Source organism: Nonomuraea sp. NPDC050383 (genome assembly GCF_044459125.1).
Classification (GTDB): Bacteria; Actinomycetota; Actinomycetes; order Streptosporangiales; family Streptosporangiaceae; genus Nonomuraea.
Genome location: NZ_JBITIP010000009.1, coordinates 167,418 through 180,163 on the forward strand (window position 1 = coordinate 167,418; position 12,746 = coordinate 180,163).

Below are 12,746 nucleotides of genomic sequence, written 5' to 3' on the forward strand. Positions count from 1 at the left end.
CGCCACTCATTCCATCGCGTCGATGGTCAGGGCGAGGAACAGGTCCACGAGGTCCTCGATGCGGCCGACGTCCCTGCCGGTCAGCTCGGTGACGCGGGCCAGCCGGTTGCGCAAGGTGTTGACGTGGACGTGGAGGGCGGCGGCCGTGGCCGCCCACTGCCCGTCATGGTCGAGGAACGCCCGCAGCGTCGGCTCCAGGTCGCTGCGGCGTTGCGCGTCGTACGCGCGGACCGGGGCGAGCAGGTCGTGCGCGGAGGCGCTCAGCGTGGCCGGATCCACCAGGCCGAGCAGCAGCCGGTGCGTGCCCAGCTCGCTGAATCTCCGCACGGCCGGGCCGCCGGACGTGCGGCGCAGCACCCGGCAGGCCTCGCGCGACTGGAGCAACGTCCGCCGCAGGTCGCCCGCATACGCGGCGACGCTGCCGAGACCGGCCACGGGACGCCGCCCGGGAAATCTCTGCGCCGTGCTCTCGACCAGGCGTTCTGCCAGGACGGGCAGCTCGTCTTCGGGCTGCCGCCAGGTGAGCAGGGCCACCACGTCGTTCGTGCCGCCGGCGACGACGGCGGGAACGCCCTGGGCCGCGAAGAACTCGCCGACCACTTCGGCCAGGCCGTGCTCGGTGGCGGCGTCGTCGGCGAAGGCCAGCGTGCAGACCGCCAGCGCGCCTGTGGGGTCCACCCCGAAGGCTCGCAACCGGCTCGCCACCTCCGGCGCCCGGTGCCCGCCGGACAGCACCATCTCCAGCAACTCGCCGGCGAAGCGCATCTCGATCGCCTGTACCGCCTGCTGCCTGGCCACCTCCAGACTGAGGAACCTGGCGGCCTGCTCCAGCGCGTCGCGCTCGGCGGCGGACAGCTCGGCCAGCGGCCGCAGGCAGATGAGCGCCGCATCGGCATCGCCGAGCGCGCCTACGGGGAACAGCGCGGCGTGCCCGCCGCCCAGGTCCAGCTCCAGCGCGGGCGGGCGGCGGGCGAGCCCCGCCGCCACGATCTGCAACTGCGCGGTGTCCAGGTCGGTGCCGGACGCCGCCAGCGGCCGGCCCATCCGGTCCACCACCGCCAGCGGCAGATCATGGTCGCGAGTGAGCACGCGCAGCACTCCCGACGCGCCCGCGCCGCGGGAGATGGCCGTGGCCAGCGCGTCGCCCCGGCGCACCATGCCGATCACTTCCTGCTGACGCTGGTCGGCGTACGTCGCGGAGACCGCCTGGGAGATCGCGGTGAACGGGACCGCCTGCGAGATCTCCAGCAGAGGCAGGTCCGCTGCCCGGCACGCGGCTATGAGCCCAGGCGGGGTGCGCGGCTGCTGGGCACGCAGCCCGAACACGATCCCGGCCGCCTTGGCGCGCTTGACGTTCGCCACGAATTCACCCGGGCTCACCTGTCCGTCCCACAGGCCGTTGGTCAGCACCAGCTCCTTTTCCCGGATGTACGGGGACGGGTCAGGCAGCTCGGTGTTGTGCACCCATGTCACCGGATTCTGCAGGGCACCGGGCGGGCCGGGCTCCAAGATCCGCAGCTCCAGCGCCGCATTGCCGACGAGTCCTTCGAGGGTGAGCATCCTGTGAATATAGACAGTGATCTTGGATATTGCTAGAGATTCGTCCACTACTCCTCTGTGTTGAGTGAGTGGTTGTGTGGGGCTAGTCACACAAGGAGAAGCCCATGACGACCATCGATCAATCAGAGGCGGTCCGCTTCGACGCCCACGGCATCGAGCCGATCCCCGCGGCGGCACGCGACTCGACCCCGTGGCAACAGTTCTGGATCTGGTCGGGGGCCAACATCGCCCCGATCAACTGGGTGCTCGGCGCTCTCGGGATCAGCCTGGGCCTCACCCTGCTGGAGACCGTGGCCGTGATCGCCCTCGGCAACCTCGTCGGCTGTGCCGTGTTCGGCCTGTTCAACGTGATGGGGCACCGGACCGGCGTGAACCAGATGGTGTTGGGGCGAGCGGTCTTCGGCCGGCGCGGAGCGATCATCCCGGGGCTGGTCCAGGGCCTGCTGGCGATGGGCTGGGTCGGGGTCAACACCTGGGTCGTGCTCGACCTGGTGATGGCGATCCTGGCCCAGATGGGCGTGCACGGCGGGACCACATTGAAGTACCTGGTGGCCGGTCTCATCATGGTGGTGCAGCTCGGCCTGGCGCTCTTCGGCTTCTACGCCATCCGCACCTTCGAGAAGTACACCGTCCCCGCGACCGTCCTGCTCATGGCGGTCATGACCGTGCTCGCGGTGGCACAGGTCCATCCCCAGTGGGGGGCCGGCACCGCGGCGGCGGGCGGTTCCAAGCTCACCGCCGTGACTCAACTCCTCACCGCGATCGGCATCGGCTGGGGGATCAGCTGGCTGCCCTACTCCGCCGACTACAGCAGGTTCATCCGGGTCGGTGTGTCCGACCGTAAGGTGTTCTGGTCCACGGCCCTCGGCATGTACGTGCCGACCGTGTGGCTGGCAGCGCTCGGCGCCTACCTGGCCGGCGGAGGTGGCGGCGCCGATCCGTCCAGCCTGGTGACGAGCGCCTTCGGGGTGATGGCCATCCCTGTACTTCTGCTGATCATGCATGGCCCGGTGGCCACCAACATCCTCAATCTCTACTCGTGCTCGCTGGCGGCGCTGTCGGTCGGCATCAGGATCGCCCGGTGGAAGATCACTCTCATCGCTGGCCTCGTCGCATCGGTGGTGTTGGCCGTGTTCGTCCAGGCCGACAGCTTCGCCCACGCCTTCGATCAGTGGATGGCGTCGATCCTGGTCTGGATCAGCCCGTGGGCGAGCATCGTGCTCATCGACTTCTTCGTGCTGCGCAGGGGCCGGGTGGACGTGCCCGCGCTCTACGACGGCGAGCCGTCTGAATCCTCGCTCAGCGGCTCCTCGCCGTCGTTGTACGGGTTGGTCAACCGGAACGCTCTGATCAGCCTGGGCATCGGTCTGGTCGCGGCGTGGAGCTGGCAGTACGGCCTGACCCCTGCCACGCAGGGCCCCATAGCACTGGCCACGAACGGCACGGACTTCTCATGGCTGTCGGGCAGCCTGGTGGCGGGCGGGCTCTACTGGCTCCTGAGCACCCGGACGGCCCGTGCTTCCGCCACCGGCCAGGCCACGGGGCGGGCCGCCGGGCAGGTCACCGGGCGGGCCACCGGCCAGACCACCGGGCGGGCCGCCGGGCGTACGCCGCAGAGGGCCCGAAAGCGAATCGGCTGACCCACCACGCAGGTTGGGCCGGTCATCGGCCTGGCCCTACAGGTGCCTATCTGGTTCTGCACCTTCCTCGCCCTGCCCGGCATCTGCGCTTCACGCTGACCGGGCAGCTGGCATGGGGCGGAGATGGGCGCGTGAGTTCGAGCAAGCCGAGACGGTCACCGGCCAGGGGATGGTCCTCGGCGAGTGGGAGCGGGCGGCACGGTCACGCAAGCGGGTGGCGGGGCCGGCCAGAACGGGGGCGGATGTCCTGGCTCGGGCGGGAGCGGGTGTCCTGGCTCGGTCGGGAGCAGGTGCCCTCGCCCGGGCGGGAGCAGGTGTCCTGGCCCGGACAGGAACAGGCGTTCTGGCCCGCTCGGGAACAGGTGTCCTGGCCCGGGTGGCGGTCAGATGTCTCGGTGGCGTAGGAGCCAAGTGCCCGCCAGCACGGGTAAGAGTGCGTATGCCGCGAGAACGGCGACCGCCGCGGCGGGAGAAAGACTCGCGCCGTACACGGAGCTCTTGAAGGGCACCCCGCTGATCTCCCGAGGCAGGGCGCTGATCATCACGGAGCCGAGCCAGTCCTTCCACGGGGAGGGAAGCTTGCCGACGATGATCGGGACGACGTACACGAGTCCCACGAGGACGGCCACGGCCCCGGCCGTTGACCGCGTCAACGCCCCCAGACCGAGACCGAGCAGGGCGAACACGCAGACGGTGAGGCCCGTCGCGAACAGCGTAGGAAGTCTGTCGACGAATGGTGTCAGGTAGGCGCCGGAGAAGCGGTCGCCGATCAGCCGGCGCGCCAGGAAGTACGTGGTGAATACCGTCACGCTGCCGGTCAGCAGGCCGAGGGCGCCCACGACGGCGGCCTTCGCCGCGAGCACGGGCCAGCGCTTCGGTGTGACGGTGAGACTGGTCCTGATCATGCCGGTCGCGTATTCGGAAGTGATGGCCAGCACGCCGAGGATGCCCATGCAGAGCTGCGGCACGATGATCGTGACCTCCTCAAGCTCCGCGATCGAGGCCGTCGCGCGCTTGGCGGGAGCGGCGTCGTCGTACATGCCGGCCGCCATCCAGGCGATCGCGACGCCTAGCAGGATGGAGCCGAGGCTGAGCACCAGCAGGAGTCCGGTGGAGCGGACCGAGCGGAGCTTCAGCCATTCGGAGCTGAGCACGTTCATGGGACATGTCTCCGGGAGCGTTCGCGTGGTGATGGTTGAGGGGACCGGTGCCGGCTGAGGCGTGACGGCTCGTCATGCATCCCGCCTGCCGAGCATGTGCAGGCCCGCCCCGAGCGCCACCGCGGCATAGGCGAGCAGAGCCAGCAGGGCGGCCCAGGGCGGCAGGATCCCGTCGCCCAGCCGGCTGGAGAGCCGCTCGCCGGTGAGCTGCGGCGTCAGGTTGGGCAGCATGAAGGCGGCGATCCTGGTATTCCAGGGGGCTGGTAGGTAATTGGCGATGCCTGGCAGCACGAACAGCAGCGAGACCACCGACACCAGCGCCCCGGCGGTGGAGCGGATGGCGGCGCCGAGACCGAGCCCCACGATCGCCAGCACGGTCACCGACAGCACGGAGGCCAGCAGCGTCGGCACGTCCGCGGCGAGCGAGGACTCGTTGAAGCCCAGCCGCCGGTCGCCCGCTATCACCCTGCTCGCCGCGTACGTGGTCATGATGATCGCGCTCGCCGCCGCGAACGTCACGACCGTGACCACCGCCGCCTTGGCGAACAGCAGGACACCTCGTCTGGGTACGACTGTGAGGCTCGTACGGATCATGCCGGTGGCGTGCTCCGCCGTGATGGCGAGCACCCCGATGACGGCGAGGCTGATCTGCACCAGGGGAAGGAACCCCTCCTCCGGGGCCGCCGCCCGAAGGGAGCCGCGCTCGTCCGCCAGGCCGCTCACGTAGACGCTCCACACCACGCCGAGCAGCACCATGAGGCCGGCCACCCCGAGCGCGTAGGAGGTGGAGGCGACGGAGCGGAGCTTCAGCCACTCCGAGGAGACGACGGATCTCATCGCGCGGCTCCGAACTGCACACTGCCGGCCGTGAGCGCGAGGTAGGCGTCTTCGAGCGTCGGATGACGGGTGGTGAGCTCCTGGACCGTGGCCTCGGCGATCAGCTTGCCACGGCCCACGATGACGATGCGGTCCGCCGTCAACGCCATCTCGCTCATCAGATGGCTGGACAGCAGGACGGTGCGGCCCTCCGCGGCAAGCGAGCGCATGAGATCGCGGATCCAGCGCACACCGTCGGGATCGAGGCCGTTGACCGGTTCGTCGAACATCAGGACGCGTGGGTCGCCCAGGAGCGCCGTCGCGATCCCGAGCCGCTGCTTCATGCCCAGGGAGAACCCGCGCACACGTTGGCGGGCCACACCGGCCAGGCCGACCAGGTCGAGGACCTCGGCCACCCGCTGTTCACCTATGTCGTTGGTGCGGGCCAGGCAGAGCAGATGATGGTAGGCGGTGCGGCCGCCGTGCACCGCACCGGCGTCCAGCAGCGCGCCCACCTGCGTCATCGGCCTGTGCAAGGTCGCGTAGGGCCGGCCGTTGACCAGGGCCTCGCCCGAGGTGGGGGCGTCCAGGCCGAGAATCAGACGCATCGTCGTCGACTTCCCGGCTCCGTTGGGCCCGAGGAAGCCGGTCACATGGCCGGGCTCGACGGTGAAGGACAGGTCGTCCACCGCGAGCGTGCCACCGTAGCGCTTGGTCAGGTGGTTGAGTTGGATCACGTCGTCGAGGATGGGGTACGGCGGGTCGCCGGCACATCGGACCACGGTCCGAACCTTGATGTCAGACCCTGGGTTGACGTGCGGACCCCGGCACGTTGGCTACCTTCTAGGCGTGCACGAGCCGAACCCCCTCTTCGCCAGGCGCCTCAGCCGAGGCCAGCTGGTCATGCTCGACCTGCTGGCCGGGGTCTGCTTCTCGCTCCTGTTCCTGACGGCGCCGCCGCCGGTCTTCGACGTGCCCTGGTGGGGCTGGCTCAGCGTCTCGTTCGGCCTCGGGCTGCCGCTCGCCCTGCGGCGCGTGTGGCCCGTGCCGGTCTTCTGCCTCGTGCTGGCGGTGTCCGTCGCCGCCGTGGTGCTGGGATTGGTGAGCATCGCCTACGTCGCGCCCGCTTACGCGCTGTACATCGTGGCGCTCACCGACGACCGGGGAGCGCCGGCGCCCACCATGGCGATCGCCGTGCTGACCTTGATCACGCTGGTGGGGCTGGTCGCGATGGGGGGAGCTCCACATCCCAGCGGGCCCCTCTGGGTGACGCGTCTCGACGTGCCGCTGCTCGGCATCGCGGCCCTGGGAGGCTCCTGGACGGTCGGGCGTGCCGTGCGGGAGCGCAGAATCTACGCGGCGCGCGACGCCGAGCGCCTTGCCGAACAGAAGGTGACGGAGGAACGGCTGCGGATCGCACGAGAGCTGCACGACGTGGTCACGCACAGTGTGGGACTGATCGCGGTGAAGGCGGGCGTGGCCAACCATGTCATGCGAACCAAGCCGGAAGAGGCACACGACGCCTTGCGGGTGATCGAGACGGTCAGCCGCAGCGCGATGGTCGAGATGCGGCATCTCCTGGGGATTCTCCGTTCCAACGATGATGTGGACATGGGGCCCCTCCCCGGGCTTGCCGGGATTCGGGGGCTGGCGGAACGCGCCCGCCTCGCGGGGGTGGAGGTCGAGCTGGACATGCGCATCACGCCCGCGCAGGAGTCCGATGTCGCGGCGGGGAGCGGCCCTTGGGGATCCATGAGGGAGCACCCGGCCCCGGGAGGCAGGCATCCGGCGTCAGGGGGACGAGATCCGGCGCCAGGGGAAGGGCGCCCGGCGTCTCGGCTGGTACACGTAGAAGAGGATCCGGTACGCGTGGGAGCGGAAGAGAGCCGGGCAGGCGCAGAAGAGGAGAGGCCGGACCGGGCTCGGAAGGACGCGGCTGAGGCGCCTGGCGGGTCGAGGGCCAAGGGTTCCGAGGCCAAGGGTTCCGCACCGGACGGGCGGCAGGAGCGGTGGGAGGAGGCCGGCAGCCGTGGCCGGGGTTCCGTGGAGAGGTGGCTGCCCGAAGGGGTGGAGTTGTCGGCGTATCGCATCGTGCAGGAGGCGCTCACCAATGTCGCCAAGCACTCGGGGCCGGCACGTTGCTGGGTGTCTGTGGTCGCCGACTCCAGCAAGGTACGGATCGAGGTGACGAACGACGGCGCCGCAGGACGTGGGCCCGGGAGTAGACCTGGCGGTTGGGGGCTGGTCCGCGGTGAGGTGGCGATGGAAGGTGCCGGGCACGGACTGATCGGGATGCGGGAGCGCGTGATGATGTTCGGCGGGGCCTTCGAAGCCGGGGCGCTTCCCGGTGGAGGATTCCGCGTGCTGGCGACATTGCCCTACGGGAGTGCTGCGTGATCCGGGTCGTCGTGGCCGATGATCAGGCATTGCTCAGGGGGAGTTTCCGGGTGCTGGTCGATTCGGAGCCGGATCTGACCGTGGTCGGGGAGGCCGCCACGGGGGCCGAGGCGGTGGCTGTCACGCTGGAGCAGCGTCCCGACGTGGTGCTGATGGATGTTCGCATGCCGGAGATGGACGGCATCGAGGCCACCAGGCGCATCGGTGACGCTTCCCGCATTTTGATCGTGACCATGTTCGATCTCGATGCGTACGTGTACGACGCGCTTCGGGCAGGAGCCAGCGGGTTCCTGCTCAAGGACACGCCGCCGGCGGACCTGGTGGCGGCCATCCGGGTGGTGGCCGGGGGCGAGGCGTTGCTGGCGCCGTCCGTGACGCGCCGCCTGATCGATGAGTTCACCCGGACTCCGGTCTCGGCGCGGCCCAAGGGGCTGGACGGCCTGACCGAGCGGGAGCGGGACGTCCTCGTGCTCATCGCCCGGGGGCTTTCCAATGCTGAGATCGCCGGTCATCTGCACGTGACCCTGGCGACGGTCAAGACCCACATCACGCGCCTCCTGGCCAAACTGAGGGCCCGGGACCGTGCTCAGCTCGTCATCGCGGCGTACGAGAGCGGGCTGGTGGGGTCGGTGGGCTGACAGCCAGGGGGACGATCTGACACGACATCAGGCCGGGGCAGCGAGGCCATGCGGGCATTCTCGCGTGGGTGGTGGGTGGTGGGTCGTGGGTCGTGGGTCGTGGAGGCGGGACGGCATCAGGAGGCGGCCCTGCGATCTGGCGGCCGCGCCGGCCCTGTGTACCGGTCCGGGCCGGAACGCTCGCCTACGGGCAAGGGCCTGCTGGGGAGTCAGCTGATCAGGCGGAGGGCTTGCTGTATGGCCGACAGGCGGTGGGGGGAGGCCAGGCCCGCGTGGTACAGGTGGAACTCCGATGCTCCCGCCTTGGCGTAGGCCCGGAGGAGGTCCGCCTGGGCCTCCGGGTCGGCCGGGCGTGGGGGGAGGCCGAGGACGTAGGCCCCGACGCGCTGGCCGGGGCGGCACAGTTCGACGAGACGGGCGAGGCGGGCCGTGTCCGTGGCCGGGTCGCCCCAGCAGTTGGCCACCAGCACGTCCGCTCCCGGCTCACCCTCGGGGAGGGCGGCGAAGGCGGCCGTGGCCCACGGGTCCGGGTTGGCGTGGATGGTGATCGGGACGTCCGGGGCCGTGTCCCGGGCCGCCGCGACGAGAGTGCGCCGGAGCGAGGCCGACAGGTCGACGCGCACGGCCCGCACCTCGTCCGCCAGGGTCCCGAGGGCCTCCTCCACGCAGGTGAAGGTGGGGGTGCTCGCGGTCGACGTCTGGGGGGCACGCGTTCCGGGGGCGGGGGAGTGGTCGACGGCGGCCACGTGGTCGCGTGTGTCTGCCGGGTAGCGGTCGATGGCGGCCACGTGGTCGCGTGTGCCTGCCGGGTAGCGGTCGATGGCGGCCTTCACATGGTCGCGTGTGCCGGCCGGGTAGCGGTCGGCGCAGGCGCGGCAGAAGCAGAGCGACAGCAGGTCGCTGTCCACCGGGTCCCAGTCGGCCCCCGCGGTCTTCTCGTGGATGCTCTGGTGGCCGAACCCCATCGGCCCGCACGACTCCAGGATCAGCGCGTCCGGCCGTCCCACCGTGAGGATCTCCCGGACCAGCCGCTCGCAGTAGTCCACGACGTCGTCGAAGGCCGGGCAGAGCGCGTGCGGGTACGGGTCGCCGAAGGCGTTGCGCACCACCAGGTCGGGGTGCTCACGACCGAGGACGGAGTTGTGCGTGAGGACGGTCCAGGCGTGGACCTTCAGACCCGCGGCGCGTAGGGCGTCGCCGGCCTGGAGGTAGGCGTCGGGTGTCGTCCACGACGGTGACTTCGGCACCAGGCGGCCCCACGCGGAGGGCCGTACGGGCAGGTAGAACGCGGCGTGCGGCACGTCGAGGACGCGGTGGGCCGGGTGATACGGCGTGGCGGCGCGGGTGGCGTGGTAGCTGGCGGCCAGCGCGACGGCCTCGACGCCCAGCGCGGCCAGCCGCTCCGGCGCCGCCGGGTCACCGACGATGTCCCAGGGGTAGGCGTAGGCGACGTTCATCAGGAGCTGCTCCTGGTGGCCGAGGTGGGTTTCCGGCAAGGGGAGTCTGCGGGGTGGGTGTTCGGGGGGACGTCGTCCGTGTGGCGGGGGCGGGCGTTCATGGGGCGACCCCACCGGGCGGGAGGAGCTTGCCGGCAAAGGCGTTCACCAGGATGCTTTCCTCGTGGTGAAGGCAGGCTCGAAGCGCCTCATGTACCCCTGGTCGTCGCGGAAGGTGATCCCGCACTTCAGGTACTGCTCGTGCATCACGGCCAGGGCGTCGCGGTCGAGCTCGACGCCCAGGCCGGGGCCGGAAGGCACGGGGACCGCCCCGTCGGTGAAGCGCAGGCTGCCGGGCGCGACCACGTCCTGGCCGTCCTGCCACGGCGTGTGCGTGTCGCAGGCGTAGGTGAGGTTCGGGGTGGCGGCGGCCAGGTGGGTCATGGCGGCCAGGCTGATGCCGAGGTGGGAGTTGGAGTGCATGGACAGCTCCAGCCCGAACGTGCCGCACAGCGCGGCGATCTGCGAGGAGCGCACCAGCCCGCCCCAGTAGTGGTGGTCGAGGAGGAGCACCTTGACGGCGCCCTGCGCGATGGCGGGCGGCAGGTGCTCCGGGGTGACGACGCACATGTTGGTGGCCAGCGGCATGGGCACCTCGGGAGCGACCGCCGCCATGCCGGAGATGTCCGGAGTGGGGTCCTCCAGGTACTGGAGCTTGCCCTCCAGGGCGCGGCCGACGCGGATGGAGGTCTCCACGGTCCAGGCGGTGTTCGGGTCGAGGCGGAGCGGCAGGTCGGGGAAGGCCGCATGCAGCGCCTCGATGGCCGCCACCTCCTCCTCGGGCGGCATGACGCCGCCCTTGAGCTTGATGGAGGTGAAGCCGTACTCCTTGATGAGCAGCGCCGCCTGCGCGACGATCCCGGCCGGGTCGAGCGCCTCGCCGAAGCGGTCGGGCTCGGCGCCGGGGTGGCCGGCCCACTTGTAGAACAGGTAGGCGCTGTACGGTACGGCGTCGCGCACACGCCCGCCGAGCAGGTCCACGACGGGCACCCCGGCAGCCTTGCCGCGGATGTCCAGGCAGGCCACCTCGAACGCCGCGAACACCCGGTCGACGCTCTTCTCCTTGGTGGAGACCCCGGTCAGCCCGTGCAGGTCGCTGACCACGTCGCCGACGACGGAGGCGATCCGGGCGTACATCTCGTGGGCGGCGTGCACGTCCAGCCCGACGATCGCCTCGGCGCACTCACGTACCTTGGTGAGGTGAGCGAGGTCTCCGTACGTCTCTCCCAGCCCGCTCAGGCCCTCGTCGGTGACGACCTCGACGACGGTCCGCAGGGCCCACGGCTCGTGGACGCCGGCGGCGTTGAGGAGGGGCGGGTCGCGGAACGCGACGGGCGTGACCTGGACATCCCGGATGAGCATAAATGCCGCCGTCCATATATGTGAACAACTGCCAGATTTGTGGACAGGTGCCGCAACTGTAAGAATCGACCTCAGAGAGTGTCAAGACTGCGAAGGGCCAATCCATGATTCACGGATACGATCCCAGGACCGGTGAGACCGTGGGCGCCGCGCTGCCGGAGACCGACGCCGCCGGAGTCGACATGATCGTCTCCGCTGCGGCGGCCGCCGGCCAGGCGTGGCGCGCCACTCCGGCGGAGGGGCGGGCGCTCGTGCTGGAGGCCGTCGCCGACGCGCTGGCCGCCCACGTGGACGAGCTGTGGCGGATCGCCGACCAGGAGACCGCCCTCGGCGAGGTACGGCTGCGCGGCGAGGTGGCCCGCACGGCCGGCCAGTTCCGGCTGTTCGCCCAGGTCGTCAGGGACGGCGGCCATCTCGACGCGATCATCGACCACGCCGACCCGTCGGCCGCCCCGCCCCGGCCGGACGTGCGCCGCGTCAAGCGCGCGCTGCCCGGGGTCGTCGCCGTGTTCTCGGCCAGCAACTTCCCCTTCGCCTTCTCCGTCGCGGGCGGCGACACCGCCTCGGCGCTGGCCGCCGGCTGCCCGGTCGTGGTCAAGGCCCACCCCGGCCACCCCGGCACCTCCGAGCGCGTCGCCGCCATCGTGCGCGACGCCCTGCCGGACCCCGGCCTGCTCGGCCTGGTGCAGGGCATGCAGGCCGGCAAGGACCTCGTCCAGCACCCCCTCGTCGTGGCGGCCGGGTTCACCGGCTCCGTCGCGGGCGGCAAGGCCATCCAGGCGCTCATCGACGAGCGCGAGGTCCCGATCCCGTTCTTCGGCGAGCTGGGCAGCGTCAACCCCGTCGTCGTGCTGCCGTCGGCCCCCGCCGCCGAGGTCGCGACCGGCTTCGCCGCCTCCCTCACGCTCGGCGTGGGACAGTTCTGCACCAACCCCGGCCTGATGTTCGTCCCGGACGACGACGAGCTGCGCAAGGCGCTGGCCGCCGCCGTCGAGGGCACCACCGGCGGGCCGATGCTGGCCGAGCGCATCCGTGACGGCTACCTGGGCGGCCTGGAGCGGCTCGGCGCGCTGACCCTGCTGGCCGAGGGCAAGCCGGGGGAGGGCAGCTGGGCGGTCACGCCGAAGGTGTTCACCACGGACCTGGAGTCGTTCGCCGATGGCCTGCCGCACATCGCGGACGAGTGCTTCGGCCCCGCCTCGATCGTCATCACCTACCGGGACGCCGCGGACCTGCGGCCGGTGCTGGAGCGGCTGGAGGGCTCGCTGACGGCCACCATCCACTCCACCCGCCCGGGCGAGGCCGGCGAGGTGGCCGAGGTGCTGTCGCGCAAGGCCGGCCGGCTCATCTGGAACGGCTGGCCCACCGGGGTGGCCGTGTGCTGGGCGATGCATCACGGCGGCCCCTGGCCCTCCACCACCGTGTCCGCGCACACCTCGGTCGGCGCGACGGCCATCGACCGGTGGCTCGCCCCCACCGCGTACCAGGACTGGCCGGCGGAGCTGCTGCCCGACGAGCTGAAGGACGGCAACCCGCTCGGCATCCCGCGCCGCGTCGACGGCACTCTCACCGTCTGACCTCTTCCGAAGGCGCCGTGTGACCTGTCCCGAAGGCGCCGTCTGACCTGTTCCGAACGGCTCCCGCCGTGGCCGGCCTCCTGGGGCGCGGCCACGGCGG

General features: G+C 71.0%; 9 protein-coding genes and 1 pseudogene. 4 read left to right on the plus strand and 6 right to left on the minus strand.

The features are described 5' to 3' along the window. Positions 1-6: 6 nt before the first annotated feature. Positions 7-1,560, minus strand: coding sequence for a PucR family transcriptional regulator (locus ACIBG4_RS23430; protein ID WP_397203592.1), 1,554 nt, complete (start codon positions 1,558-1,560; stop codon positions 7-9). Between the two features lie 104 nt (positions 1,561-1,664). Here ACIBG4_RS23430 and ACIBG4_RS23435 point away from each other — a divergent pair, with 104 nt between their 5' ends. After that, the gene (locus ACIBG4_RS23435; RefSeq protein ID WP_397203593.1) at positions 1,665-3,200 is read left to right on the plus strand and encodes a purine-cytosine permease family protein; all 1,536 of its coding nucleotides are present in this window, start codon (positions 1,665-1,667) and stop codon (positions 3,198-3,200) included. Positions 3,201-3,583: 383 nt separating this feature from the next. Here ACIBG4_RS23435 and ACIBG4_RS23440 read toward each other — a convergent pair whose 3' ends face one another. The 3 genes and pseudogenes from ACIBG4_RS23440 to ACIBG4_RS23450 all read right to left on the minus strand — a co-directional run. After that, the gene (locus ACIBG4_RS23440; RefSeq protein WP_397203594.1) at positions 3,584-4,360 is read right to left on the minus strand and encodes an ABC transporter permease subunit; all 777 of its coding nucleotides are present in this window, start codon (positions 4,358-4,360) and stop codon (positions 3,584-3,586) included. A 72-nt stretch (positions 4,361-4,432) separates the two neighbouring features. Next, on the minus strand, positions 4,433-5,197 hold the full coding sequence (locus ACIBG4_RS23445; protein WP_397203595.1) for an ABC transporter permease subunit: 765 nt from the start codon (positions 5,195-5,197) through the stop codon (positions 4,433-4,435). A 26-nt stretch (positions 5,198-5,223) separates the two neighbouring features. Continuing rightward, positions 5,224-5,913 (minus strand): annotated as a pseudogene (locus ACIBG4_RS23450) (ABC transporter ATP-binding protein); the annotation flags it as partial. A 112-nt stretch (positions 5,914-6,025) separates the two neighbouring features. On the opposite strand from ACIBG4_RS23450, the gene ACIBG4_RS23455 reads away from it, so the two are divergent. Both ACIBG4_RS23455 and ACIBG4_RS23460 read left to right on the plus strand, forming a co-directional pair. After that, the gene (locus tag ACIBG4_RS23455; RefSeq protein WP_397203596.1) at positions 6,026-7,573 is read left to right on the plus strand and encodes a histidine kinase; all 1,548 of its coding nucleotides are present in this window, start codon (positions 6,026-6,028) and stop codon (positions 7,571-7,573) included. Next, positions 7,570-8,211 carry a response regulator gene (locus tag ACIBG4_RS23460; protein ID WP_397203597.1) on the plus strand — a complete coding sequence of 214 codons (642 nt, stop codon included), beginning with the start codon at positions 7,570-7,572 and terminating at the stop codon, positions 8,209-8,211. The genes ACIBG4_RS23455 and ACIBG4_RS23460 overlap by 4 nt, the downstream gene beginning before the upstream one ends. Positions 8,212-8,420: 209 nt before the next feature. On the opposite strand, the gene ACIBG4_RS23465 is transcribed toward ACIBG4_RS23460, so the two are convergent. Together ACIBG4_RS23465 and ACIBG4_RS23470 are read right to left on the minus strand one after the other, a co-directional pair. Then, positions 8,421-9,707, minus strand: a complete 1,287-nt coding sequence (locus tag ACIBG4_RS23465) for a hypothetical protein (protein ID WP_397203598.1) — start codon at positions 9,705-9,707, stop codon at positions 8,421-8,423. Between the two features lie 105 nt (positions 9,708-9,812). Then, a complete protein-coding gene (locus ACIBG4_RS23470) occupies positions 9,813-11,069 on the minus strand; it encodes a glucarate dehydratase family protein (protein WP_310710508.1) in 1,257 nt (418 codons plus the stop codon). Between the two features lie 104 nt (positions 11,070-11,173). Here ACIBG4_RS23470 and ACIBG4_RS23475 point away from each other — a divergent pair, with 104 nt between their 5' ends. Then, complete coding sequence (locus ACIBG4_RS23475) at positions 11,174-12,646, plus strand: aldehyde dehydrogenase (NADP(+)) (protein ID WP_397203599.1); 1,473 nt, start codon at positions 11,174-11,176, stop codon at positions 12,644-12,646. Positions 12,647-12,746: the final 100 nt, after the last annotated feature.